Origin of the sequence: Allobosea sp. (genome assembly GCF_017308075.1) — a bacterium.
GTDB lineage: Bacteria > Pseudomonadota > Alphaproteobacteria > Rhizobiales > Beijerinckiaceae > Allobosea.
Genome location: NZ_JAFKFX010000029.1, coordinates 179,306 through 204,809, shown reverse-complemented (window position 1 = coordinate 204,809; position 25,504 = coordinate 179,306). Strand labels below are relative to the sequence as shown.

24 protein-coding genes and 1 pseudogene are annotated in these 25,504 nt (G+C 65.9%); 12 read left to right on the top strand and 13 right to left on the bottom strand.

Features of this window, described 5'->3' with window-relative positions; all coding sequences use genetic code 11:
• Positions 1-91: 91 nt before the first annotated feature.
• On the bottom strand, positions 92-913 hold the full coding sequence (locus tag J0J10_RS11535) for a transporter substrate-binding domain-containing protein (RefSeq protein WP_291646654.1): 822 nt from the start codon (positions 911-913) through the stop codon (positions 92-94).
• 89 nt (positions 914-1,002) lie between these two features.
• Positions 1,003-2,004: a GlxA family transcriptional regulator gene (locus J0J10_RS11530; RefSeq protein WP_291646653.1), complete on the bottom strand. Its 1,002-nt coding sequence runs from the start codon at positions 2,002-2,004 to the stop codon at positions 1,003-1,005.
• Between the two features lie 55 nt (positions 2,005-2,059).
• Here J0J10_RS11530 and J0J10_RS11525 point away from each other — a divergent pair, with 55 nt between their 5' ends.
• From J0J10_RS11525 to J0J10_RS11490, 8 genes are all read left to right on the top strand, one after another.
• The gene (locus J0J10_RS11525) at positions 2,060-3,310 is read left to right on the top strand and encodes a sarcosine oxidase subunit beta family protein (RefSeq protein ID WP_291646652.1); all 1,251 of its coding nucleotides are present in this window, start codon (positions 2,060-2,062) and stop codon (positions 3,308-3,310) included.
• Between the two features lie 24 nt (positions 3,311-3,334).
• The gene (locus J0J10_RS11520; RefSeq protein WP_291646650.1) at positions 3,335-3,610 is read left to right on the top strand and encodes a sarcosine oxidase subunit delta; all 276 of its coding nucleotides are present in this window, start codon (positions 3,335-3,337) and stop codon (positions 3,608-3,610) included.
• On the top strand, positions 3,607-6,591 hold the full coding sequence (locus J0J10_RS11515; RefSeq protein ID WP_291646649.1) for a sarcosine oxidase subunit alpha family protein: 2,985 nt from the start codon (positions 3,607-3,609) through the stop codon (positions 6,589-6,591). The genes J0J10_RS11520 and J0J10_RS11515 overlap by 4 nt, the downstream gene beginning before the upstream one ends.
• Positions 6,584-7,204 carry a sarcosine oxidase subunit gamma gene (locus tag J0J10_RS11510; RefSeq protein WP_291646647.1) on the top strand — a complete coding sequence of 207 codons (621 nt, stop codon included), beginning with the start codon at positions 6,584-6,586 and terminating at the stop codon, positions 7,202-7,204. The genes J0J10_RS11515 and J0J10_RS11510 overlap by 8 nt, the downstream gene beginning before the upstream one ends.
• Positions 7,205-7,286: 82 nt before the next feature.
• Positions 7,287-8,150, top strand: coding sequence for a formyltetrahydrofolate deformylase (gene purU, locus J0J10_RS11505; RefSeq protein WP_291646645.1), 864 nt, complete (start codon positions 7,287-7,289; stop codon positions 8,148-8,150).
• 598 nt (positions 8,151-8,748) lie between these two features.
• On the top strand, positions 8,749-8,994 hold the full coding sequence (locus J0J10_RS11500) for a type II toxin-antitoxin system ParD family antitoxin (RefSeq protein ID WP_291646643.1): 246 nt from the start codon (positions 8,749-8,751) through the stop codon (positions 8,992-8,994).
• Positions 8,981-9,301, top strand: coding sequence for a type II toxin-antitoxin system RelE/ParE family toxin (locus J0J10_RS11495; RefSeq protein WP_291646641.1), 321 nt, complete (start codon positions 8,981-8,983; stop codon positions 9,299-9,301). The genes J0J10_RS11500 and J0J10_RS11495 overlap by 14 nt, the downstream gene beginning before the upstream one ends.
• Positions 9,302-10,148: 847 nt before the next feature.
• Complete coding sequence (locus J0J10_RS11490) at positions 10,149-11,120, top strand: hypothetical protein (protein WP_291646640.1); 972 nt, start codon at positions 10,149-10,151, stop codon at positions 11,118-11,120.
• Between the two features lie 108 nt (positions 11,121-11,228).
• Here J0J10_RS11490 and recD2 read toward each other — a convergent pair whose 3' ends face one another.
• From recD2 to J0J10_RS11465, 5 genes are all read right to left on the bottom strand, one after another.
• Positions 11,229-13,418 carry an SF1B family DNA helicase RecD2 gene (gene recD2 / locus J0J10_RS11485; RefSeq protein WP_291646639.1) on the bottom strand — a complete coding sequence of 730 codons (2,190 nt, stop codon included), beginning with the start codon at positions 13,416-13,418 and terminating at the stop codon, positions 11,229-11,231.
• Between the two features lie 240 nt (positions 13,419-13,658).
• Positions 13,659-13,844 carry a hypothetical protein gene (locus J0J10_RS11480; RefSeq protein WP_291646638.1) on the bottom strand — a complete coding sequence of 62 codons (186 nt, stop codon included), beginning with the start codon at positions 13,842-13,844 and terminating at the stop codon, positions 13,659-13,661.
• Between the two features lie 35 nt (positions 13,845-13,879).
• On the bottom strand, positions 13,880-14,731 hold the full coding sequence (locus tag J0J10_RS11475; protein ID WP_291646637.1) for a hypothetical protein: 852 nt from the start codon (positions 14,729-14,731) through the stop codon (positions 13,880-13,882).
• A complete protein-coding gene (locus J0J10_RS11470) occupies positions 14,728-15,570 on the bottom strand; it encodes a hypothetical protein (RefSeq protein ID WP_291646636.1) in 843 nt (280 codons plus the stop codon). The genes J0J10_RS11475 and J0J10_RS11470 overlap by 4 nt, the downstream gene beginning before the upstream one ends.
• 25 nt (positions 15,571-15,595) lie before the next feature.
• Positions 15,596-16,111: a hypothetical protein gene (locus J0J10_RS11465; protein ID WP_291646634.1), complete on the bottom strand. Its 516-nt coding sequence runs from the start codon at positions 16,109-16,111 to the stop codon at positions 15,596-15,598.
• 361 nt (positions 16,112-16,472) lie between these two features.
• On the opposite strand from J0J10_RS11465, the gene J0J10_RS11460 reads away from it, so the two are divergent.
• Both J0J10_RS11460 and J0J10_RS11455 read left to right on the top strand, forming a co-directional pair.
• Complete coding sequence (locus J0J10_RS11460) at positions 16,473-16,856, top strand: plasmid mobilization protein (RefSeq protein WP_291646633.1); 384 nt, start codon at positions 16,473-16,475, stop codon at positions 16,854-16,856.
• Complete coding sequence (locus J0J10_RS11455; RefSeq protein WP_291646632.1) at positions 16,820-19,372, top strand: hypothetical protein; 2,553 nt, start codon at positions 16,820-16,822, stop codon at positions 19,370-19,372. Before J0J10_RS11460 ends, J0J10_RS11455 begins: the two co-directional genes overlap by 37 nt.
• A 9-nt stretch (positions 19,373-19,381) precedes the next feature.
• Here the strand turns inward: J0J10_RS11455 and J0J10_RS11450 are convergent, their stop codons facing one another.
• Positions 19,382-19,627 carry a hypothetical protein gene (locus tag J0J10_RS11450; protein WP_291646631.1) on the bottom strand — a complete coding sequence of 82 codons (246 nt, stop codon included), beginning with the start codon at positions 19,625-19,627 and terminating at the stop codon, positions 19,382-19,384.
• Between the two features lie 284 nt (positions 19,628-19,911).
• Here J0J10_RS11450 and J0J10_RS11445 point away from each other — a divergent pair, with 284 nt between their 5' ends.
• Positions 19,912-20,256, top strand: coding sequence for a hypothetical protein (locus tag J0J10_RS11445; RefSeq protein WP_291646630.1), 345 nt, complete (start codon positions 19,912-19,914; stop codon positions 20,254-20,256).
• Positions 20,257-20,283: 27 nt separating this feature from the next.
• A pseudogene (locus tag J0J10_RS11440) lies at positions 20,284-20,380 on the top strand (transposase); the annotation flags it as partial.
• Between the two features lie 47 nt (positions 20,381-20,427).
• Here the strand turns inward: J0J10_RS11440 and J0J10_RS11435 are convergent.
• From J0J10_RS11435 to J0J10_RS11415, 5 genes are all read right to left on the bottom strand, one after another.
• Positions 20,428-21,885, bottom strand: a complete 1,458-nt coding sequence (locus tag J0J10_RS11435; RefSeq protein WP_291646698.1) for an NAD-dependent succinate-semialdehyde dehydrogenase — start codon at positions 21,883-21,885, stop codon at positions 20,428-20,430.
• Between the two features lie 142 nt (positions 21,886-22,027).
• The gene (locus J0J10_RS11430) at positions 22,028-22,603 is read right to left on the bottom strand and encodes an amino acid synthesis family protein (protein ID WP_291646628.1); all 576 of its coding nucleotides are present in this window, start codon (positions 22,601-22,603) and stop codon (positions 22,028-22,030) included.
• Positions 22,604-22,608: 5 nt separating this feature from the next.
• Positions 22,609-23,517 (bottom strand): NAD(P)-dependent oxidoreductase, encoded by a 909-nt coding sequence (locus tag J0J10_RS11425; protein ID WP_291646627.1) that lies wholly within the window; start codon positions 23,515-23,517, stop codon positions 22,609-22,611.
• A 17-nt stretch (positions 23,518-23,534) separates the two neighbouring features.
• Positions 23,535-24,338 (bottom strand): crotonase/enoyl-CoA hydratase family protein, encoded by an 804-nt coding sequence (locus J0J10_RS11420; protein ID WP_291646625.1) that lies wholly within the window; start codon positions 24,336-24,338, stop codon positions 23,535-23,537.
• Positions 24,339-24,356: 18 nt separating this feature from the next.
• On the bottom strand, positions 24,357-25,502 hold the full coding sequence (locus J0J10_RS11415) for an acyl-CoA dehydrogenase family protein (protein ID WP_291646624.1): 1,146 nt from the start codon (positions 25,500-25,502) through the stop codon (positions 24,357-24,359).
• Positions 25,503-25,504: the final 2 nt, after the last annotated feature.

The following is a 25,504-nucleotide window of genomic DNA, read 5'->3' as shown; positions in this document are numbered from 1 at the left end:
TCGGGCGAAGCCTGGCCATTCCAGCCGCCAGCGATCAGGTCGCGTCATTCCTCGGCTCGCGCAAACGCTGCCGGGGAATGACGCCCCGAGGTTACGAACCGCTCTTCAGCTTCTTGTTGGTCTCGATCAGGTAGGGGCTCTGCTTGATCCCCCATTTGGTCTCGAGCGCTAGCAGCTTACCGCTCTTGTGCCATTCGACCGACATGTCCTTCAGCAGCTTGCCGAAAGCTCCATCGAGATCGTCGAGCCGAACGGCCACGGCCCAGAGCTGCGGGTCCTCCGAGTTGAGCGGCATCTCGTAATTGGCCCATTTCGGATCGCCGCTCGAAAGCGTCGAAACGATGAGCGTGTCGTCGAAGAGGAAGGCGACGCAGTTATTGCCCCGCAGCGCGTTGAGACCGTCCGGCACCGAGGGGAACACGACGAGCTCCGGCGAATACACCTGCGAGACGCGGCGGTTGTAATAGGCGCCCTGGACGGCACAGACCTTGCGGCCCTTCAGGTCTTCCCATTTCTTGAGGCCGGCGCTCTTCGGCGCGAGCACATTGGTCGCGCCGGCATAGTAGTTCGGCTCGATCATGCCGATCTGCTTGCGCCGCTCGGCGGTGTCACCGAGCGTCGCGATCATCAGGTCGATGCGGCCCTGGCGCAGGAACTCGATGCGGTTGGCGGCGATGACCGGGACCATCTCGAGCTTGACGCCGATCTTGTTGGCGACCTCCTGGGCGAGATCGATTTCGAGGCCGACGATCTTGCCCGACGGATCGAGGAAGCCCCACGGCTTGTAGTCGTTCTTGACGCCGACGGTGAGGACACCCTTCTCCTTGATCTTGGCCAGGGTGTCTTGAGCGAAGGCCGGCGCGGCGGCGAGCGTGGCGGCGAATGCCAAAGCGAGAGCGGTGAGCTTCTTCATCGGTCGCGATCCCCTGTCTTTTATTTGAAGCTCTAGACTTCCGGTGGATCGGCCTGCGGAATTGCCCCCATGCGACGCGTTCTTGACATTTAGCGTCGAGTAATCGGGGGCTGCATCAGCCGCTCGGACCTTGGGGGATGGCCGAAACGCCCACTGTAGCTGCGCGAGAAATGGCTGGCGCTGGCGAAGCCGCAGGCCAGCGCAACCTCCATGATCGAAAGACTGGTCTGCCGCAGCAGGTCGCGCGCGCGGTCGACGCGCAGAACCATGTAATGTTCGCCCAGCGACCGCCCGAGATGCTGGCGGAACAGGCGTTCGAGCTGCCGCAGCGAAACATTGGCGAGCCTGGCCAGGTCCTCGCGCGCCTCGGGATGCTCGATGGTCTGCTCCATGCGCCCGATGACGCGCAGCAACGGTGCGTGCGCGATGCCCAGCCGCTCGCGCAACGGCATGCGCTGCGGGCCGGCACCCTCGCGGACATGGGTCTGGAGGAACCATTCGCTGACGGCGAGCGCGAGCTCGCTGCCATGCTCGCGCGCGATCACGGCATGCAGCATGTCGAGCGGGGCCGTGCCGCCGCTGCAGGTCAGGCGGTCGCGGTCGATCTCGTAGAGCGAGCGGCGCAGATCGAGGTCCGGATACTCCTCCAGAAAGGCCGGCGCATGTTCCCAGTGGAGCGTGAAGCGATAGCCGCTCAGCACGTTCGCGCGGGCGAGCAGATAGGGGCCGCCCGAAACGCCACCGATCCGCACGCCACGCCGCGCGAGTTGTCGCAGCCAGGCAAAGGTCAGCTGATGGTGGAACAGCGCGGGGTTGCCGCCCGCGCAGACGAACAGATAGTCGAGCCGCAGATCGGCGCCCACGCTCGCATCGGCGGCGATGGCGACGCCGTTCGAGGCCGAAGCCGGGGCTCCGTCGATCGAAACATGGCTCCAGCGATAGAGCGACCGGCCGGAAAGCCGATTGGCAGCGCGCAAGGGTTCGATCGCCGAGGCATAGGGCAGCAGCGCAAAATCCGGGATCAGCAGGAAGCCGACATGGGCCGGTGTGCTGTCGTCGCTGGCAGGCAATCGAATGTCGCTGTCGAGCATGTCGCGGAGCCTATGTCGGTCAATCTCCAGATGACAAGCCTGTCCGGATCGTTCCATGCGCTATTCAGTCTTCTCGCTGCTCGCTCAGGCCCTGCAAGGGCACAAGGGCTGGACGCCGGCTTGGCGTGATCCCGTGCCGAAGCCGGAATACGATGTCATTATCATCGGCGGTGGCGGGCATGGCCTTGCCACGGCGCATTACCTCGCCAGCCGGCACGACATCACCAATGTCGCAGTGCTGGAGAAGGGCTATCTCGGCTCCGGCAATGTCGGGCGCAATACCACGATCATCCGGTCGAACTACCTCCTGCCCGGCAACACCCCCTTCTACGAACTCTCGATGAAGCTCTGGGAAGGGCTCGAGGAAGACCTGAACTACAACGCCATGGTCAGCCAGCGCGGCGTAATCAATCTCTACCATTCCGATGCGCAGCGCGACGCCTTCGCCCGGCGCGGCAACGCGATGCGGCTCGCCGGCGTCGATTCCGAGCTGCTCGGCCGCGAACAGGTCAGGGCGATGCTGCCCTATCTCGATCACGACAATGCCCGCTTCCCGATCCATGGTGGCCTGCTGCAACGCCGCGGCGGCTCGGCCCGGCACGACGCCGTTGCCTGGGGCTATGCACGCGCCGCCGACAGTCGCGGCGTCGACATGATCCAGAATTGCGAGGTCACCGGCATCACCATCTCGGGTGGACGGGCCGTTGGCGTCGAGACTTCGCGCGGGCCAATCCGCGCCAAGAAGATCGCCATGGCGGTCGCCGGCAACTCCGGGCGGGTAGCCGCGATGGCCGGTCTGCGCCTGCCGATCGAGACCCACGTGCTTCAGGCCTTCGTGTCGGAGGGATTGAAGCCGCTGATCGATACCGTCGTCACCTTCGGCGCCGGACATTTCTACATCAGCCAGTCGGACAAAGGCGGGCTCGTCTTCGGCGGCGACATCGACGGCTACAACTCCTACGCCCAGCGCGGAAACCTCCCCGTGATCGAGGACGTGATGGAATCGGCGATGGCGCTCTGGCCCGGCCTCGGCCGGGTGCGGATGCTGCGCCATTGGGGCGGCGTCATGGACATGTCGATGGACGGCTCCCCGATCATCGATTTCACGCCGGTCGACGGACTCTATCTCAATTCCGGCTGGTGCTATGGCGGGTTCAAGGCGACGCCGGCCTCGGGCTTCTGCTTCGCCCATCTGATCGCGACGGGACAGCCGCACCCGGTCGCGACCGCCTATCGGCTCGATCGCTTCGCCACCGGGCGAGTGATCGACGAGAAGGGCGCCGGCGCCCAGCCCAACCTGCACTGACCGCGCGCTGCCGAGGACCTTCCCATGCGCATTGATTGCCCCCATTGCGGCGCGCGCGACGCCCAGGAATTCTCCTATCTCGGCGCGGCCGACCCGCAACGCCCGAACGGCCTTAGGGCGACGCAGGCGGCCATGACGGATTACGTCTATCTCCGCGACAATCCGGCCGGCGTGAATCGCGAGCTTTGGTATCATGGCGCCGGCTGCCATTCCTGGCTGGTCGTGACCCGCGATACCCGCACCCATGCGATCACAGCGGTAGAACCGGCAAAGGCCCGCAAGGCAGGAGCAGCAGCATGAGCGGGCAGCCTCTCCGCCTTGCCTCCGGCGGACTGATCGATCGCAGCCGCGCACTGAGCTTCAGCTTCGACGGCAAGCTGTACCGGGGCCATGCCGGCGATACGCTGGCCTCCGCCCTGCTCGCTAACGGCGTCCGCCTGGTCGGCCGCTCCTTCAAATATCACCGGCCGCGCGGCGTTCTCTCGGCCGGGCCGGAGGAGCCCAATGCGCTGGTCGAGCTGCGCTCGGGCGCCCGCCGCGAGCCCAACACACGCGCCACCGTGGTCGAGCTGTTCGATGGGCTCGACGCCGCGAGCCAGAACCGCTGGCCCTCGCTCGCCTTCGACCTGCTCTCGATCAACGGGCTGTTCTCACCGGCGCTCGTCGCCGGCTTCTACTACAAGACCTTCATGTGGCCGGCGGCCTTCTGGGAGAAGCTCTACGAGCCGCTGATCCGCCGGGCCGCGGGCCTGGGTCGTGCGGCAGGAGCCGAGGACCCCGACCATTACGAGAAGGCCTTTGCCTTCTGCGACCTGCTGGTCATCGGCGGCGGCCCGGCGGGGCTCGCTGCCGCGCTCGCGGCCGGCCGCAGCGGTACCCGCGTCATTCTCTGCGACGAAGATTTCCGCCTCGGCGGGCGCCTGCTCGCCGAGAAGCGCGAAATCGCCGGCAAGCCGGCCGGCGAATGGCTGGCCGCGACGCTGGCCGAGCTCGAAAGCCTGCCCGAGGTGCGGATCATGCCCCGCACCACCATTTTCGGGCTTTACGACCACGGTATCTATGGCGCGGTCGAGCGCGTCGGTGATCATCTGCCGGAGCCGGCGGCTCATCAGCCGCGCCAGCGTGGCTGGCGGATCTATGCCAGGCGCGCGATCCTGGCCGCGGGCGCGCTGGAGCGGCCGATCGTCTTCCCCGGCAACGACACGCCCGGCGTCATGCTCGCCGGCGCAGCGCGCGCCTATGTCAATCGCTACGGCGTTCTGCCGGGGCGCGAGACGGTGCTGTTCACGGCCGGCGACGATGGCTGGGCCACGGCGCGCGACATTGCCGCTGCCGGCGGCAAGGTGGCGGCGATCGTCGATACCCGCGGGGGTGTCGACCCGGCACGCAAATCAATGGCCGAGAAGCTCGGTGCACGGCTGTTCGCAGGCGGCGTGGTCGAGGATGCGCGCGGCGGCCGCAAGCTCGACGCCGTCACCATCCGCGATGCCTCCGGCGCGACGACGACGCTCGGCTGCGATCTGCTGGCGGTCTCCAACGGCTGGAACCCGACCCTGCACCTGACCTCGCATCAGAACGGCAAGCCAGCCTGGGACGAGGCTCTGCAATGCTTCGTGCCGGGCGCCTTGCCGGCAGGTCTCGCCGTCGCCGGCAGCGCAGCCGGGCGTTTCACCCTGGCGCAGGCGCTGGACGATGGCGCACGGCTCGGCCGGGAGGCTGCCGCCGAGGCAGGACTGACGCCTGCCGGCGTCGAACCCATTCCCGCGACCGATCCCGAGACGACCAGGCTCCAGCCGGTCTGGCGGGTGAAGGGCTCGAAGGGCAAGGCCTTCGTCGACTACCAGAACGACGTGACCGACAAGGATGTCGAGCTTGCGGCCCGCGAGGGCTTCCGGCCGGTCGAGCATCTCAAGCGCTATACCACGCTCGGCATGGCGACCGACCAGGGCAAGACCTCGAACCTCTCCGGCCTCGCCATCATGGCCGAGCAGACCGGCAAGACGATCCCGCAGACGGGAACGACGACGTTCCGGCCGCCCTATACGCCGGTCGCGATCGGCGCGCTCGCCGGCCATCACCGCGGCAAGGATTTCAAGCCCGCCCGTCTTGCGCCGACCCATGACTGGTCGCGCGAGCAAGGCGCCGTCTTCGTCGAGGCCGGTCAATGGCTGCGCGCGCAGTATTACCCGAAGCCCGGCGAGAATGACTGGTTGACCACCGTCAACCGCGAGGTCCTGGCGGTTCGCGCAAGTGTCGGCATCTGCGATGTCTCGACGCTGGGCAAGATCGACATCCAGGGCGCCGACGCGGCCGAGTTCCTCGAGCGCGTGTACATCAATGGCTGGAAGGCCCTGCCGGTCGGCAAGGCGCGCTATGGCCTGATGCTGCGCGAGGACGGCTTCGTCATGGATGACGGTACGACCTCCCGCCTCGGCGAGCAGCATTTCCTGATGACCACCACCACCGCCAATGCCGGCAAGGTGATGCAGCATCTGGAATTCTGCCATCAGGTGCTCTGGCCGGAACTCGACGTGCGGATGGTTTCGGTTTCCGAGCAGTGGGCGCAGGTTTCGATCGCCGGCCCGAAGGCGCGCGAGACGCTGCGCTGGGTCGTCGACCCCGCGCACGACATCTCGAACGAAGCCTTCCCCTATCTCGCCGCACAGGCCGTGACTGTGGGCGGCGGCATCCCGGCGCGGCTGTTCCGCATCTCCTTCTCGGGCGAGCTGGCTTACGAGCTGGCCGTTCCCGCCGATTACGGCGACGCGATGGTGCGCGCGCTGATGCAGGCGGGCGAACGCTTCAGCATCACGCCCTACGGCACCGAAGCGCTCGGCGTGATGCGCATTGAGAAGGGCCATGTCGCCGGCAACGAACTCAATGGCCAGACCACGGCCCGCGATCTCGGCCTCGGCAAGATGATGTCGACGAAAAAGGATTTCGTCGGCCGCCTGATGGCCGGCCGTCAGGCCCTCGTCGAGAAGGATCGGCCGTCCTTCGTCGGGTTCAAGCCGGTCGACCCGTCGCAGCGCCTGCGCGCCGGCGCGCATTTCATCGGCATCGGCAAGGCGACGGCGATGGAAAATGACGAGGGCTACATGACCTCGGTCGCCTATTCGCCGCATCTCAACCACTGGATGGGCCTCGGCCTGATCCGGGGCGGCGCCGGCCGCATCGGCGATCGCGTCCGCGCCTATGACCCCGTCCGCAACGGCGACATCGTCGTCGAGATCTGCTCGCCCGTCTTCGTCGATCCCGAAGGGACCCATCTCCATGGCTGAGACCGCGACCTCGTGGAAACCGCGCGGCGCCTGGGCCAGCATCGCGCAGCCTGGCTCGCTCGGCGCGGAGGGCGAGGCCGGCATCTTCGTCACCGCGCTGGAGGGCTCCGGTCTGGCGAGCGTGATCGCGGGGCCGGATGGCACGGCGGCATTGTCGCGGATCGTCGAGACGAGACTTGGCCTCGCTCCGCCATCGGCGCCGCGGATCGCCCGGGGCCCGGCTCACGACCTCATCTGGGCCGGCCCGGATCAGTGGCTGCTGCGTGCCGCCTCGCGTGATGGCTTCGCCGGGCTTCTCGACGAACTCTCGGCCCATGCCGCGGTGAGTGACCAGAGCGATGCGCGCGCAGCGATCAGGCTCGCAGGGCCGCGGGTTCGCGACGTCCTGGCGAAGGGCGTGATGCTCGATCTGCATCCGGCCGCCTTTGCCGTGGGCGACACGGCGCTGACCAGCATCGCCTATGTCGGCGTCCATCTTTGGCGGCTGGAAGACACCCCCGAAGGGCCGGTCTTCGAGATTGCGGTTCCGCGCAGCATGGCGGGCAGCTTCTGGTCCTGGTTCGTCGCCTCAGCGAGCGAATTCGGTTGTCGCGTGGCCTCGGGCCGAGGTTGACGGCAGCGCGTTGCGCGCTGCCTACCCGCCTGTTCTCCCGTCAACCTTCTTTCAGGGACCCGCACCGGCGGGCCGATGATCCATGTCCAACGCTCCGCTGATCCTTGCCCTGTCCTGTCTGGACCGCCCCGGCATTGTTGCCGCCGTATCGACCCTGCTGGCCGAGGCAGGTTGCAATATCCGCGACGCCCAGCAATTCGATGACGCCGAAACCGGACGCTTCTTCATGCGTGTCGTCTTCGACCGCCTGGACGGAGCCCGCAGCGTCGCCGAGATCCGCAGCCTCGTCGACGAGATGGCGCTACGCTTTAAGATGACGGTCTCGCTGCGTGACGCAACAGCGCGAAAGCGGGTCATGCTGCTGGTCTCGAAATTCGACCACTGCCTCGCGGATCTCATCTATCGCTGGCGCATCGGCGAACTGGCGATGGATATCACCGGCATCGTCTCGAACCATGGCCGCGAGCACATCGCATCCACGGATCTCGGCGATTTGCCGTTTCACCATATGCCGGTCAATCGGCAGACCAAGATGGAACAGGAGGCGGAGCTCTGGCGCTTGATCCAGGAGACGCAGACCGATTTCGTCGTGCTTGCACGATACATGCAGATCTTGTCCGATGGACTTTCGGCCAAGCTCTCGGGGCGCTGCATCAATATCCACCATTCCTTCCTGCCCGGCTTCAAAGGCGCCAAGCCCTATCACCAGGCCCACGAACGCGGGGTCAAGCTCATCGGAGCGACAGCACATTATGTTACGTCAGATCTGGACGAGGGGCCGATCATCGAACAGGACGTCGAGCGAATTTCCCACCGCGACACACCCGAGGACCTGGTCCGCAAGGGCCGCGACATTGAGCGGCGAGTACTGGCTCGCGCCGTACGCTATCATTTGGAAGACCGCTTGCTGCTCAACGGCAAAAAGGCAGTGGTCTTCACCGACTGATCAGAGTCGGCGTGATCGCCGCCGCCAGGGCGCAGAGGATCTCCCGCGCCTGTGTATCGATCAAGCTTCCATCCGAGAGGCGCTAATTCTTGCGCCCTAAGGTCGGCGTTCCCGGCAGGAGCACGGCGTAGTCGGCCTCCGAGATCGGAATCAAGAACGAGCAGGAGGTCAAGGACCTGACAGCCTTCCTCAAGCAGTTCGCTCTGGACGGAAAAAAGGCGCCCTGAGCTAGCTTCGAACAGGAGAAGAAAGATCTCGAGCTGGCGCGGAAGGGTGGGGCTTGGCTGTCGAGGTCGCGCAGGGCGGCGGTGAGAGCAACGTCTGGACCGGTACCATCTGCTGGCGAAGGAGATCCCCATTCTCCCCTCGCGCTTTCCGTACCAAAGTCCGCAAGAAAAACCCTGCCCGTGAAGGAGGGCGCGAGGAGAGGGTGATACAGGCGGAGCAGCGAGAGCCCCTTTATCCTTTCCTCGCGCTCGTCGTCATAGGAAGGGGCTTGCGGGGAGGTCCTCCAGCGACAAACGAGTCCGATGGCCAAGATGAACGATTTAGCAAAGATTGTCATCTGTGGTAGCGTCCCCCGGGAATGGAGGAGCCCATGGCAACGATGAACGTGTCCCTGCCTGAGCCGATGAAGGCCTGGGTCGAACGCCAGGCGGCAGGTGGCCGATACGGCAACGCGAGCGACTATGTCCGCGATCTGATCCGCAAGGATCAGCAGCGAGCGGAAGCAATCGCGGCACTGCAGGCCGCTATCACCGAAGGGGTCGAAAGCGGAGAGCCGCAGTTCCTCGACGTTGACGCATTCAAATTGCGCATGCGCGAGCGTCATGCCGTTAGGTAGCGGAGCCCGCTATAGGCTCACGCCTCGGGCGCTGGACGATCTCGACGAAATCTGGCGTTTCTCCGCGGAGACTTGGTCGGCCGCGCAGGCCGACCGCTATGTCGACGCGTTGGCCCAGTTGTTCGAAACGATCGCCACCATGCCGACATTGGCGCGGGAGCGTGCCGAATTCACGCCGCCCGTGCGGATTCTCGCGCATGAAGCTCATGTGATCGTCTATACCATCGCCGCGGATCATGTCGTGATCCTGCGTCTGTTGGGCGGCCGCCAGGACTGGGGCTCGATTCTGAAAGCAACAGATCCCTGATCGTGTCCCGCTGGCTTGCTTGGGTCGGCAGACCCATGCCGCCGTTCGAGGTCAGGCCGTCGGCATTCTTCCCGCTCGCCTTCGACCGCTGCCTCTATCGTCATCATGGTCCGCCTCGTGCCTCCGAGGCCCGCCCAACATGGTGAGGAGAAGGATGCAGAGCAGTCGCCCTGCTTGCGGCCCCTCTCGCGCTCTCCCTTGCCGTTGCGATCAGCCATGTCCCGGGCTTCTGCCTCGAGGGGGCGGGTGGGTCTTGATTGGTTATCTGTTCATGATACGTTCGTTGTGTCCTGCCCGTGTGATTCGGATCCGCGGGGCGACGAATTCAGAGATCCGCTCGACACGGCGGGCTTGTGAGCGTCGTCCTGCCGAGCCTCAGCGGATAGAGAGGGCGGCCGCGCAGGACCGGGCCGTTTCCAGGTTCTATCCGCGGGGATGTCCCTGCGGAGGTGGGGGATTGAGCACGGACTGGGGTCGACGCATCGAATCCGTGTAGGGGCGCCGGAACTTCGCTACCTACACTACGCCGGGCCTTTCAGTGCCGTGCCCGGGTACGTCCGAGTGAGGCGCGGATGACCACCTGCCGAAAGGCGGGTTGGCCAGCCGTGGGCCTGCTTGATGCCTTCGATCCCGCCTCAGCTTTTCTTCCTGTCCCCGATTTTGTTCGGCCTGCTGCTGGTCGGCATGCCCGCAGTGTCCGGCTCTTCGAGAAGCCCCCGACCTTTCCGCGGCAGGGCGGTCTCTATGCCGCGTCTGCGCGTCGCTGCTTTGCGGTGACGGGCCGATCCGGAGCCATCAGTTAAGCGACCTGCCGCGCCATCACCTTCTTCCGTTCCAGGAGTGCCCAATGCCTATCGAGCAGCCCATGCGCAACAAGCCCAAGGACCCCGGCCAGCAGACCCGGTGGCTCGCCTATATCGACAACGATGCGGCCGGCGGCTATCCGCTGCCGTCCCCCTTCACTTGGCGCGGGTTCGCTCATAGCGAGAGCGACGCTATCGCCAAAGCGATGAGGGCGTCCGAGTTCACGCTTCGCGCCTTCGATGCGCTCGACCAGCGTCCGCCGGCCGGAGCCGCGCCCGTCCCGGTGTCAGCGTTGCGGGTCGAAGCCTTGCCGGAGGGATACGCCGGACGTAACGACCTCGCCCATGCGCTGAGCGTCGCTGGGGCGCCGTTCATCCAACCAGGCGGTGCCGAAGAGCAGTTTTGCCTCGCAGCCACCCGGCCGATGTTCAAGCCCGATCGCGTCGATTACAAGATCACCGACCAGATCAGACACATGACGACGTGGCTCCTGACGCTTGACCCCGAGGTTCACCGCGTGCTGCGCCAGGACCGGACCCTGACCGTCCGCTGGAGTGCGAATGTCGACGTGCTCCGTCAGCCGCACGGTCTCGAGCGACCCTACCGCGAGGTCGGGTTCAAGATCTGTGATCGGGACGGAGTCGCGGTTGCCGTGCATGAGTCGACTGCCAACGCTATCCTCATGCTCATGCTGGCGACGCGCGGGACGCGCGGTAGTTGGGCAACCTTTCGCCCGCTCTCCCTGTCCACGACCTGGGTTGCGCGGCTGTATAACCCTTCGCAAGAGGAGTTGAAGCAGAAGAGCATCAGGCTGCTCGCGAATCCTGGGCGGCGTCTCGGCAAGATTCTCCTGAACCTCCTCATGTCCGGACACACCGAACTCGCGGCCCATGTCGCTGCAATGGCCGACCCGACCGAGCCGCGTGTCTCTGCGCCGATCGCTGAGGACACCAAGACTGCGAAGGTCGCGCGCGCCGCTGTGCCGGTCTCGCTCTCCGCCGCCAATCCGAACTGATAGCCGGTTCCGGCGCGTCGGAAACGATCGCCCGGATCGTCTTCACGCCGTGACGATTGGCTCCAAGCCATAGATACATGGGCGCGGCACGTAGCTGGCGCTTGGCTGTCAAGTGCGATCACCCGGCGCCAGCCACTCCCTTAGCTTCGACCATCGCCGCCTGCCCGACGTATTCTTCGCGGCTATGGCGATGGCCTTTTTCTGGCCGAGCAGGACGACGAGGCGCCTGCCGCGTGTGACGCCGGTGTAGAGCAGATTCCGCTGCAGCATGGCGTAGTGCTGGGTCAGGACCGGGATGACCACGACCGGATATTCAGAGCCCTGCGATTTGTGGATCGTGGTGGCGTAGGCGAGCACCACCTGGTCGAGTTCTCCGAACTGGAAGGAGACCGAGCGGCCGTCGAAGCCGATCGCCATCTCACCCGTGTCGAGATCGATCGCCTCGACGAAGCCGACATCGCCGTTATAGACCTCCTTGTCGTAGTCGTTCTCGATCTGCATGACCTTGTCGCCGATGGCGAAGGTGGTGCCGAACTTCTCAACGCGCGGCTCGGTACCCGAGTTGAGCGCCTCCTGCAGCTCGATGTTGAGCGAGCGAGCCCCGACGCCGCCCCGGTTCATGGGGCAGAGCACCTGGATGTCGCGGACCGGGTCGACGCCGAAGCGGCGCGGAATGCGCTCCCGGACGATCTCGATCAGCCGCGGCACGGCGACCTCGGGACTGTCTGCCGGCACGAAATAGAAATCGGTCTCGCCTTCCGGCTTCGCGAGATCGGGAAGTAGGCCGGTATTGATCCGATGGGCGCTCTGGATGATCTGGCTCTGCGCAGCCTGCCGGAACACCTCGGTCAGATGGACGACGGGTACGGCCCCGCTTGCGATGATGTCGGCGAGCGCCTGGCCCGGCCCCACGGGCGGCAGCTGGTCGACGTCGCCGACGAAGATCACCGCCGCATCGTCCGGCACGGCCTTCAGCAGCGCGTTCATCAGTACGACGTCGACCATGGAGGTCTCGTCGACGACGAGCAGCTCGCAGGAAAGCGGGTTCTCGTCGTTGCGCTTGAAGCCGCCGGTCCTGGGATCGACCTCCAGCAGCCGGTGGATGGTCTTCGCCTCCCGGCCTGTGGTCTCCGTCATGCGCTTCGCGGCGCGGCCGGTGGGTGCGCAAAGCAGCAGGTCTATGCGCTTGGCGGCGAGGATCTTCAGGACAGAGTTGACCAGCGTCGTCTTGCCGACGCCGGGCCCGCCTGTGATCACCATGAGCTTGGAGGCGAGCGCGGTGCGCACCGCCGCCTTCTGGCTTTCGGCCAACATCAGTCCGGTCTTCTCCTCGACCCAGGGGATCGCTTTCCCCGCGTCGATCTCGGGCCAGGGTGTGGGGCCGGATTTCAGGGCTGTGAGACGCGACACGATCGACTGCTCGGCCCGGTAGAGCCCGGCGAGGAACACACAAGGATGGTCCTCGACCGTGTCGGTGATGACGGCGCCGGCTTCGAGCTCGAGTCTCAACGCGTCGATGATCACGGCTTCCGGAATATCCAGGAGCTCCATGGCGAGAGGTCGCAGCTTGTCGCTCGGTAGGCCGCAATGCCCGTCGTCGAGAGCCACGGTCAGCACATAGGAAATGCCGGCGCGAGCGCGGATCATCGCGGTCTTCTCGATACCGAGCTTCATCGCCACGGCGTCGGCGGTGCGGAAGCCGATGCCGCGAATATCCCGCGCTAGCCGGTACGGATCCTCCGAGATGAGCTGGATCGCGTCATTGCCATAGGTCTTGTAGATGCGGACCGCCCGCGAGGTGCCGACGCCATTCGCATGCAGGAAGATCATGATCTCGCGGATGACGCGCTGCTCGGCCCAGCCGGCGACAATCCGCTCTGCCCGTTTCGGTCCGATGCCCGTCACCTCGCGCAACCGCTCCGGCTCGGCCTCGATGACATCGAAGACCGTCTCGCCGAACGCGCGCACCAACTTCCTGGCATAGACCGGTCCGATGCCGCGGATCATGCCGGAACCGAGGTACTTCTCGATGCCCTCGACAGTGGTCGGCGGCGTCGCCTTGAGGAAGCGCGCCCGGAACTGAAGGCCGTGCTGGCGATCGTTCGCCCATTCGCCGCTCGCCTGGATGAACTCGCCCGCGGAGATGACGGCGGCGTGTCCGACGACGGTGACGAGATCACGCTTGCCGCGCGCCTTCACACGCAGGACCGCGAAGCCGTTCTCGTCATTGTGGAACGTCACGCGCTCGACGAGGCCCGCCAGGACTTCGGTCGCGGATTCAGCCGGACGGGATTTCATGGCGGCTATATTCGGCGGTTCTCCGATTGAGAGAAAGGGTCCCGGCGGCCCTTTTGTGGCGCTCTGGCGTCTGTTGACGCGGCCATCCCTTCCTCGCGCACTCTTGCCGGGCCGCCGCGTCTCGTTGTCTGGTCGCCGTAGGTGCCGTCGACGCGGATGAGCTCGATCGGCGGGATACGCCGGATCTCCTCCGCTGGATGGCGCGCTGGCACGTTCAAGTGGCCGGAGTAGAACGACGCGTTAGTCTTCCTCGTCCTCCGGCGAGCGGAAGGCCGCGTTGAACTCCGGATCGTTGCCGAAGATGCTGCGCGCGAGGTCGATTGCTCGAGCCTTTGCGTCGGTGTTCGACATCTTGGCATAGGTCGTGAGCGCCATGGCGTGCTGGTAGACCAGCATGCGGTAGTCCGTCTTCAGATTCTCATCCATCGTTCGTCTCCGTTGTGAATCCTGGGCTCACAGCCTCAGAGAGGCCTCTGTTTCAGACATGCGGCGAATTCCGCAGCCTGCTTCCCGCAGGCGATGCGGCGCCCGCGGAGGCCCTCCGTCTCGCGCAAAAGGGATTGGTTCTGCTGGTTCATGCGCGCGATCTCATCGGCGAGTTCACGGCGGTGCATCTCAATGGCCTTCGTGAGATTGGTGATCTCCGGGCCGCGACCCTGCCGCTCCCTCAGCCAGGCGAGGACGCCTATCAGCCCCTTCGCCTCGCTGCCCAGGAGTACCTGCCGAACCTCGGAAGGCTGCTCGCCGATGTGTTTCATCACCGTCCAGACATGCCGGTTTCGGCCAAGGAGAGCCCACTGCATCATGTCGTCGATGGCGTCGGCACGCTGATCGATCGGCAGCGCGGCGAGGTGGTCGACGACGCCGAGCAGGGCCGCCTCGCGGCCGGGATCGACCTGTGGCGCCGGCGTGCCGAAGACGCGCTCGAACCAGGTCAGGCTCGCAGGGTCGACTGGTCTTGCCGTGATCGTCTGATCGACGATGGCGACGGCGCGGGCGGCCGACCGGAACCTGATCCGAAGATCAGCCGCGGTGAGAGCGGCAGCGTCGGGCACGAGGTCGGCGACAAGACGGGCGAGTCGCACGCTGTCGCGAGGCACGATGCTGTAGCCCCCCACCACACCGGCGCAGACGGTCGCGGCGCCGGCGACAACGACCGAAACCGAAGCGATAAGGACGGTGCGCAGGACCACCGCCGGCTTCGCCATCGCGGCGAGCCGGCGGCTCCAGGTGTCTTCGAGGTCCCGGGCGCGGGTAATGCGCCCGAGACCGACCCTAAGGATCAACTCCTTGCGACGGGTCGGGTCGATCACGGAGCGGCCTCCGGCGCCAGCGGCGTACCATCGACCCGCCGGTTGGCGAGCGCCTGCCGGAAGGCCGGCAGCCACCGGGCCTTCTGCTCTTCCAGCCAGTCCTGGAACCAGAGGACCTTCGCCTCGTCGAAATACGACCTGGCCTCGCTCTCGTCTTCTCCGGCCCTGGCGAAGTTTTCCGCAGCGACGTCGGCGAAGCTCAGTCCAAGCGCGACAGCCTCGTCCGCCTCCTCGACGCCGAGATCGTCGATCCAGGTGTCGACGGCGCCGACCTGCTTCGCGTCCCGCAGGCTCCCGGTCGCCTCCCACCTCGTGAAATGCTCTTCCGTGCGGCCCTGGGCCCGGACCTGCATGAAGACGGTCGCGATGGCGCTCCCGGCGGTCGACATTGCGAAGTCGATCGCATTGCGCTGGGCCGAGCCAGAGGTCGTGATCGGGCGGATGACGAGAACCTGGCCGCCGACCGCCGCCATGGTCCGGGCGAAATAGTCGAGCTTCGCGCGGACGTGGACCTCGTCACGCGCGCCGGTGTCGAAAACGATCACGTCGGCGCCGCCGGGATGACCCATGCGCTGCAGGTGGACGCCGATCGTCGTGTGCCAGCCCGCCTTGCCCGCGCTGACGAACACGACGTCGTCATGGGTCGAGCTCATGATCGAGTTCGTCGTATCGCTCTCTGCGGCCAGGGTGACGTAGCCCAGGCTGCTGAAGCAGTAGTGCGCGGCATCGGCGGTGACGCTCTTGGCGACGCCGCCTTTGCCTTCGAGGACGATGAGGAGCAGGGGCGGGAAGCCGCTTTCGAGCGGCTTGCTACCAGTCCTGTTGCCGTTTCGGTTCACGATGTGCTCCTTGCGCTGCTGAGGTTCACCTGGGCCGGCTGACCTTGGTCGGTCGGTCGCTGTGGAGGGCTTCGACGTATTGATCCGCCACCTGACCCGGGCCCGGAGCCGGGTGCGAACTGTTGTCCGCAGGCGCAGAGGCTCGGGCGCCGTCGCTCGGGGAGGGTGAGGTTTCATCTGCCCGTCCCTGATGGACTTGAAGCGGAACCCGGGAGGTTCCTGCTTTGCCGCGGCGGGGGAGAGCGACGACAACCGGGTCCTGCGACGTCTCGTCCCGGCCATGCCCATCGTGGGCGCAGGCGAGACGGCCTTGACGACGATGCTCACAGACATAGTTGGCCAGGATCGGCGGCTCGATCGCGATGCCCGCGGCTAGGATCTCTGCGTGGATCTCTTTCCAGCTAAGACCCTTGGCTCGCGCCTCTTCGATCGCGGGCATCAGCGCCCGAATGCGGTCCTTGAGGGTTCGGCGCCGCGAAGAGCCCGGGGCAATCCGAGCGAGGCGTGCGACCGCCATCTCGACCTCGTTGTCCGCCGACATGTGCCACCTCCTTTCGCCAGGAGAGTGATCGCAAATGGCCGGCGCGCGATCCAGTAGACATGCGTGACAAATGAGACATTAGCGAAAAATGAGCCGCTTATATCTGGCTCATGGATAGTTGATCTCAAATTTATGGACGGGTCTTTTGAATTTATGATCGATGATCATTCACCGGATTATAATCAGGTGAGATCGCGGTGATTTTAAGCGAGGCCCTTTAGTGCGACGTTAGGCCAGTGACGACTTGTAGACATCGCAGGCGATGCTCCAAGTCTGCTGGCCAGAGGGCGCTGCCCCCGTGGACCCCCGCCGCCTCGTGGGACGAGCCGGGTTCTGTCCGCGCTATGCACGGAAGGTTCGCATGGCGATCCAACATGAAGAGAAAGACAAGGGCCTTATGCGACCGGTCAGCTTCAGGCTGCCGCCAGCCGATCGGGCCAGGTTGATGGAAGTGGCGGCCGCGCAGGGGCTCACCGCCGGCCAGTTCGCGCGCAGGATCGTCGCCCGCGACCTGGGCATGGTGGCAAAGCTGAACCACGTGCGCCGTGCCGTCGCGAACGCCGCGATCCTGCGACAGCTCCTCGGCGACCTCGGGCGCCTAGAAAACAAGCTGAACCAGATTGCGGCACGCCTCAATGCCGACGGAAGGCATGCGGATGCGATTCCGGATCTTGACCGCCTGCAGAGCGTTCTCGAGGCGGCGCTCGCGTGCGTGATCGCGACGCTGAAGCGGCGCCGGTCGTGATCATCCGCTCCAGCTTCGTCGGCGACGACCCGGACCGGGTCCGGCACCTTCTCGACGCCGAGAATAACGAGCGCGTCGTGGACCGGACCGATCTGGACCGGGACTGCCCAGCCGATCTCGATCGGGCGTTGCAGATGTTCTCCGCGCTGAGCGCGTCGAACGTGCGGGCGAGGATCACGGTCGCGCACATCAAATGCTCGCCGTTCCTGGCGCTCGACGAGGTGGGATTGCTCAGGATGATCGAGGTCGTCGAGCGCGAGCACGGGATCCCGGCCGATCAGCCGCGAAAGGTGATCGTCCACAAGAAGGGCAGGCGCCCCTCCCATGTTCACCTGCTCTATGCGGCCGTGAATCCGGCGACCGGGCGGGTCCTGTCGTCGAAGCTGAACTACAGGGCCGACGAACTGGCCGGCCGCATCCTCGAGCTCGAGTTCGGCGAGCAGATCGTGCCCGGACCGCGGATCCAGAAGAACGCGGAAGCCCTCCATGCGCGCGGCGAGATCGCCATGGCCGAGGTGCTCGCTCAATACGAACCGGTCCGGAATCGAGATCGCGATACCGAGGCAGACAGGCAGCAGGGCGCGCGGACGAAAATGCGGCCGGTCGAGTTCCGACGTCTGCTCGCGGCTGCGCTAGCCTCGTCCGGCCCTGCCTTGCCAGTTCCTCGTGCCCTCTCCCGTGCGGGTTTTGCGATCGCACTCGGCGACAGGCGGGAGGTGCTGATGGCTGTCCACATGTCTTCCGGGGCTGCCTATTCGCTGGCGCGGTCGCTCAAGAAGATCGTCCCAGAACCAATGGTCATCAGCGACGAGGATCTTGGCATCCTCCGATCGCAGGCCCGTCGACTGGCTGAGGTCGTCCGCAGCGGCCTGGTTGCCTCTCACCGCCGTGCTGAGGCCAATGTCGATCGCGAGATCTGCAGGGGCCTGTTCGAGGCCGCCGTCGACGGCGACCTCGACCCGTTTTTCGCCGAGCAGCGCCGCAGGCGCGCGAAAAGCCCGCGCGGCGACGAAGAGATGTCGCAACAGGCCCGGCGCATCGCGATCCGTGCCGCAGAACAGACAGCCAGTATCCTTCAGGAACGAAGGGCCAATCGCGCACTACGCGCTGCTCGAATCTTGCCGACGCCAGCTCGGCGCAAGGAGGTCGCTGGTCTGGCGGCCTCCGGTACTCTCCTGGCAGGCCCTGACTTCGCCATGCGGATGGGGGGAGGAGTTCTCCTGCCGGCCGCCATCGAGGCCAGCCAACGGCAATCCCTTACACGCACCTTGCTGGATAGTCGCGAGCAGAAACATAGAACCGGCCAGGGCGCGGGAAGGAATTTTCGGTCGGCGGTCGGCCAGGTGATGTTCGATGGCGATGTCGCGTCGAGGATGGCCGGCCTTCCACCGCCGAACCGCCGGCATGCGGACCGGACAACCATGCGGCCTGCGGCGTCCCAACAGCTTCTCGCTTCTGCCATGGCCTCGATGAGTTCATCCCTACCGCTCCCTCGCGCCTTCGCCGAAGCCGGCTTCGAGATCGCGCTTGGGGACAAGCCAGGCATTCTGATGGCAGTTCACCTGGCGACCGGCATGGCCCATGATCTTCAGTCGCAACTCACGCCGACCGCCCCTGGGGCGATGGCCATCACTCCTGACGACCTCGCCCTCCTGAGGGCACAGGCACGTCCCCTGGAGGACGTCATCCGAGATGGCTTGATCGCGGCCCATCGCCGCGCCGAGGCGCAGGTCGATCGCGAAGTCCGTTGCGGCCTGTTCGAGGCGGCGATCGACGGCGAGCATGATCACGTCTTCTCCGAGGTGCGCCGCAAACGCGCGCAGGAGCCGCGTCGCGACGGCGACATGTCGCGGAAGGCACGGCGCGCAGCGATCCGCGCTGCGGAGCAGGAGGCTCAACGTCTCCTGCAAAGACGGATCGACCGTGCCTTCCGCGCTGCGCGCATCTTGCAGACCACAGCCCTGCAAAAGGCCGCCTTCGCCCTGGCGATATCGGGTGGGCTTCTCGCCGGGGCGAGCTTTCCGATCGCGATCGGTGCGGGCTTCATGGTCGTGGCAATCCTGAGGGATCAGGCGAAGGCGCACCGGGCCGATGCGCACGCGCTCATCGATGAACGCAAGGGGAAGAGCGAGAGGACGCGGAAAGCGCGAGGCGCTCGGCCCTCCGAAAGGCTGGCGACGTTCGACTTCAACACCGTTCCGAAGGAGAGCCGCGTCCTCGCCGGCATCGCCCTGCGACACATGTCGCAAGGGTGGAGCACGGATCTCACGGCGGCGGTCGCGCGAGCCCTGGGGCCGGATATCATGGACGGCTTGCGTACGCTCCATGAGACCGGGTCGGAGAAGCAGAAGGCAGCCGTAACCGGTTGGGCCTCGAACACCCAGCGACACATCTTCGCGGCGGCATCGGCGCTGCGTCGGGCGGGCGAGCCGGCCGCAGCCGCCTCGCTCGAGCAGATCGGCCGTCGCAGCAATGCGAGAGCGGGCGATCCCGGTTGGGACAGGGTAGGAGGATGAACGACCCAGCTATAGTTCCATGCCGCCTGCGCCGGGAGCATTATAGACCTTGCCGCGTTTCACCCAGGCGATGAGCGCGCCCCGGCTGTAGGTCGGGCGGCAGCCGGGCAACTGTTCGAAGGGAGGTCCGCCGCCGCGTCCGCGGCGCTTGTTGAAAGCAGTTGGCGGGATCTCGAGGATCTGGGCGACCATTCCGGAGGTCAGGAATTCCGGCGCGCGCTCCAGGCGCTGCAACACCTTTTCAATGTAGGTCATCAAGCGATTTCCATCGCGTTTGCCATCCGATCGGGTCGGTACGGCCTTGCTCGCTCGAGTTTGCCGCTCGCGAGGGAAATCGGCGGGCCGAATGCGTCGCCCAACATCGACGAATAACCGCGATTATTGACACAGCAAGCCCTTTCGGACGGTCAAAGTGTGAAAATGTGGAACACTCGCGCGAATACCCACGATTCCGGAGGCCGCTCCGGTTGCGATCTGGCCTTTCGGTCCTACGATTGACGCCTGAAGGATAGCCGGCAATCGGAGGCGTCATGCACGATATGCTCGTCAGGCTCGACAGGGCGACGCTCAAGCGGATGAAGCGCGATGCGCGCGTCGTCTTCCCCGGGGTATGTCATGCCCAGGCTCTCGAAGCGATGGCGCGTGGCCTCGGTGCCAGCAGCTTCAACGAGTTGCGCGACTTTGGCCGGAATTATGGCGCTATTCTCTGGGATAGTGACGATTCGGAAGCCGACAAGTTTCTGCGCATCCGGGGCGCTTCAGCGCAGCCCGGCGGCCTCGCCAACCTCGTCAAAGGCCATGTGATCGATCACGAGGCGGTTCCCGGTTTCGATGTATGGATTCGTGCATCGGGCGCGCGCGCCGGCGCGAACTGTGTGAAGTAGCAAAGAGGGACGCACCCGTCTGACAACTGGGTCGTCTACGCCAAGCGGCCCGTCGGCGGCCCTGAGGCCATGCTGGCCTATCTCGCCCGCTATACCTACCGCGTCGCTATGGCCAATATCCGAGCGGTTAATTGCGCGCTGAGATGCAGAATTATCCGCGGAAAATCAGGCTCATGCCGGCGATCTGGAAGAAATAAGGAACGGCGTCAAATAGGCGTCCATTCCTTCGATTCCTCCTTCCGAGCCCATCCCGCTGTCGTGAACACCACCGAAGGGCGTCTCGGGCACGGCCAGTCCGAAATGGTTGATCCCAAGCATACCGGCCTCGATCGACCCAGCAATCCTCCGTTCAGTCTCCCTGCAGGTTGTGAAGGCATAGGCGGCGAGCCCGTATGGCAGGCGGTTCGCCTCCTCCAGCGCCTCGTCCAGATCATCAACCGGCGCGACGAGCGCGAGTGGTCCGAATGGCTCCTCGTTCATCACCTGCATCTGGGGTGTGACGTCGGCGAGCACGGTCGGCGCGAAGAAGTAACCGCAGTTTCCGATGCGCGTTCCGCCAGCCTCAATCCTCGCGCCCCTCTGCACGGCGTCCTCAACTAAGCGTTCGACCTTGTCGCGTTGGCCGGCCGTCGCCATCGGCCCCATCTGGGTCGCAGGCTCCGTGCCTTTGCCCACGACGATCTCCCGTGCCGCCTGCGCAACACCATGCACGAAATCGGGATAGAGGGAGCGATCGACCAGGAAGCGCGTCGGCGAGATGCAGACCTGCCCGGCGTTGCGGAACTTCCATTGCGCCGTCGCCTGTATCGCGTGACCGAGGTCGGCGTCGCGCGCGACGATAACCGGGTTGTGGCCGCCGAGTTCCATGGTCGTCTTCTTGAGCCGCTCTCCGGCCGCGCTTGCCAGGAGGCGACCAACGCGCGTCGAGCCCGTGAGCGTGATCTTGGCGATCTGTGGCGCTGCAACCAGCGCAGCGGAGATCTCTGCCGGAGCTCCCCAAATTAGCGCGAGCGCCTTGGGCGGCAAACCGACCTCAAGCAAGGAGCGGCAGATGCGCCACGCAGCGGAGGGGGTTTCTTCCGCGGGCTTCAGCACCACCGAGCATCCCGCCGCGAGAGCGGGCGCCAGCTTCTGCGCGACCGTGAAGGCCGGAAAATTCCAGGGCGTGAAGGCCGCCACGGGGCCGACGGGGCGCTTGCGCACGCACCAATCCATGTCCGCCGCCCGCGAGGGGATGATGCGGCCATAGGCGCGGCGCGCCTCTTCCGCGAACCAGTCGAACGCATCGGCAGCGCCGAGCCACTCGGCGCGTGCCTGTGCGAGCGGCTTGCCTTGCTCGCGCGTTATCTCCCATGCCGCGTCCTCGATCTCGTCGCGCATCCGCGTCGCAGCGGCTCGCAGGATCCGGCCGCGCTCGATCGGCGCGACCGCCGACCATTCGCGAAAGCCGATCGCAGCGAGGCGCGCCGCATCCTCGGCCTCCACGCGGCCACCGCGGGGCACGCTCGCGATCTTCTCCTCGGTTGCCGGGTCGATCAGGTCGTAAACGCCGAGGGACCCGGTATCGATCCGCTTTCCATCGATCAGGAAGCAGGTTTGCTCTGCGGTCATGTTCGCTTCTTCCGTCATCATGCGCGGGCCTTTGCCTGCCATGAAGGCAGGCGGGGGGCGTCGTCGAACCAGGTGTATTTGGTCATGTCGGCCGAGGTCGCGGGCGGGGGCGCGCGCCGGTCGGCGCATCGCTTATGCGTCGACCGGCGAACAGGCTGTCTCAACGCTGCCCGTCATGGACGCTGACATTCTCCTTCAGCAGTCCGCCGAGCCGGGAATGCAGGCGCCCACCCGTGCCCATGACGAGCGTGAACAAGATCTCATCCGGCCGGGGCGCGTCCTGTACGCCGACCTCGATGCTGTTGAAGTGGCTGCGCACATAAGAAGCGTGGATGTAGTGCACGGGCACCATCACCCGGTAGCCGGCGCTTGCGACTGCCTTGACCGCAGGCACCATCGCCTTGGGCTCGCCGAGCACCGAGCGCATCGCCCAGCCGCCGGCCTCGTGCCAGACGGCGCCGTGCTCCATCTCGCCATTGAGGCCGACGATCGCGGCCTTCGAATAGACCTCGACATTATCCTTGCCGAGCGTGGCGACGAGCTCTTCGGCGAGCTCCCGACCGAGCGGTCGCAGCGCAGCCATGAAAGGCATCAAATCGGGCTCGTAGCGCCCGGCGAAGGGGTTGCGGATCACGGCTGACGCGGCTGCGAGCTTCAGCGGCGTCTCGGGCGGGGGACCGAAATCGTGAAAGCTGGTTTCGATGGTCAGCACGCGCTTGCGGATATCGATCTTCATCGCTGTCATCCTTCCCTGGTTCCGCGAAGCGCCGCGACATGGCGGTAGACTTCGGTGTTGTCGGCGCGAGGGCCAAGCTCGGCGAGCGCGTCGCGCCAGATGGAGGCGCAGAGCTCGAGCTCCGGCGCATGAAGTCCCGTCGTCTCCTGAAGGGAGCGCGCGACGCGCAGATCCTTCTCCATCAGCCGCAATGCGAACCCGCCGGCGAAGGTCTCGGGGATCATGAACTGCTTGAGCTTGGTCTCGCTGGCGACGTTGCGGCCGCTCGAAGCGTTGAGCACATCGGCGAAGACCTCGACGTCGAGATCGAGCGCGCGAGCCATCGCCAGTGTCTCGGATACGGCGAGCAGGCCGGCGGCATAGACGTAGTTGTTCAGCGCCTTCATCGCATGCGCGGAACCCACCCGTCCCGAACGGATGATGGCGGTCCCCATCGCCTCGAGAACCGGGCGGGCGCGTTGGAATTCAGCGTCGTCTCCGCCGACGAGGATGGCCAACGTGCCGGATCTCGCCTTGACGACCGCGCCGGAGACCGGCGCGTCGATCAGTGCGATGCCTTTTGCCGTCGCCGCCTGCGCCAGCTTGCCGGTTTCCACCGGGTTGGACGAGCCCATGTCGATGATCATTGCGCCGGGTTGCAGGCAGTTGAGCAGACCGGCTTCTCCGTTGCTTCCGAGAATGACGGCGTTGGTGATCGTACTGTCGGGCAGTATGGTGACGACGATCTCGCGATCGGCGAACTCAGCGGGCGCCGAGGCGATGCGCAGCGAAGTGCTGAAAGACGGATGCCCTTCGAGCTGCTTCAGGGGCTCGGCGGCGCGGTCAAAGGCGACCAGGTCGAGATCCGGCCTTCCGGCAAGATTCTCCAACATGGGCAATCCCATGACGCCCAACCCGATGAAACCGACGCGCATGGCGTTTTCCCGATCCTTCATTCGCCGACGAACCTCGGCGTGCGCTTTTCGAGCATCGCGGCGACCGCCTCGCGATGATCCTTCGTCTCATGCGCGAGCGCCTGCATCGCGGCCGATAACTCGAGCAGCGGCTCCAGCCGCGAGGTCCATGCCTCGCGCAGCAGGCGCTTGGTCATGCGCACCGCATGCGGTGGGTTCGCCGCGATGCGCAGCGCGAGCTTTCGTGCGGTCGGAAGCAAATCCGCCCGGGATACGACGGCGCTGACGAGGCCGATCGCCTTCGCCTCATGCGCGTCGACGGCCTCGCCGGTCAGTGCCATTTCGCAGGCCTTCGAGAAGCCAACAACGCGTGGCAGCAGCCAGGCTCCCCCATCGCCCGGCACGATGCCGACCTTGACGAAGCTCTCAGCGAAGCGGGCCTCCTCGGAGGCGACGCGCAGATCGCACATCAGCGTCAGATCGCAGCCAGCTCCAACGGCAGGGCCGTTGACCGCGGCAATGACCGGAACCTCCAAGGCCTCGAAGGCGAGCGGCAGCTTCTGGATGCCACGCCGGTAGTTGAGCCGGGTGCGCGCGGGCAGCGGGTCGTTCAGCCCGCCCTCGGCGCCCATCTTCTTCAGATTGCCGCCGGAGGAGAACGCCGAGCCGGCGCCGGTGAGGATGGCGACGCGCACATCGCGGTCGCGTTCGAGGCGGTCGAGCGCCGCGTGCATCGCCTCGAGCATGTCATCGTCCGAGATCGGATTGCGCGTCTCCGGCCGGTTGAGCGTCAAGGTGACGATCCCGGCATCGTCCTTTTCGTAGAGAACTGGATCGGACATGGTCTCGTCTCCGGATGGTCAGCGCAGGCCGAGGCCGCGCGCGATGATCCCGCGCAGGATTTCGCGGGTCCCCCCGCGCAGGGAGAAGGCGGGGGCGTTCTGGATCGTCCAGGCGAGAGCCTGCGCGAAGTCGTCAGGCGCTTCGGCGGAGGGCTCGGCGGCGACATGTCGGCGGACGATTTCAGGGGTGTCCTGCTCCAGCAGTGCGCCCAGATCCTTCACCAGGGCGGCCTCGAGCGTGGGATCGGCACCCGCCTGCAACCGGGTCGCGACAGATCGCGAAAGCCGACGCAGGGTCACGAGATGCGCGACGAAGCGGCCGACCGCCTCGGTTCCACCGGACGTGGGCTCGGCGCGCACGACCTTGGAAAATTCGTCCATCAAGGTGAAGGAGGACAGGAAGCGCTCTGGTCCGCTGCGCTCGAAGGCCAACTCGTTCATCACCTGTGCCCAGCCCTGACCGGGCGTGCCGAGCAGCGTGTCGGCGGGGAGGAACACGTCGTCGAAATGCACCTCGTTGAAGTGGTGCGCTCCCGAGATGTCGCACACGGGCCGCACCGTCACGCCCGGAGTCGTCATCTCGACGAGGAACTGGCTGAGGCCCTTGTTCCGCTCGCCCTCGTCGGAGGTGCGGCAGAACAGGATCATGTAGTGCGATTTATGCGCGTAGGTCGTCCACAGCTTGGCACCCGAGACGCGCCAGCCTCCTTCGACCGGCCGGGCGCGCGTGCGCGTCGCGGCGAGGTCGGAGCCGGAATCCGGTTCGCTCATGCCGATGCAGAAGAAGCACTCTCCAGCTGCGATCCTCGGTAGGATCGCCTCGCGCTGCGCCTCGGTTCCGTAGCGCAGCAGGAGCGGACCGCTCTGGCGATCCGCTATCCAGTGCGCCGCGACCGGCGCGCCGGCGGCGAGCAGTTCCTCGAGCACCACATATCGCTCAAGAAAGCTCGCCTCGCGGCCGCCATAGCGCCGGGGCCAGGTCATCCCGATCCAGCCTCGCGCGCCGAGCTTGCGGGAGAACGAGGCGTCGAAGCCGCTCCACGACGGCGCCCGGTCGATCGCGCGGGCATTCGTGAGCTCGGTCGCGAGGAAGGAGCGCACCTCGGCGCGCAAAGCCTCTTCGGCCTCGCTGCGCGAGGGCGCGGGAAAGTCGAAACGCGTCATGA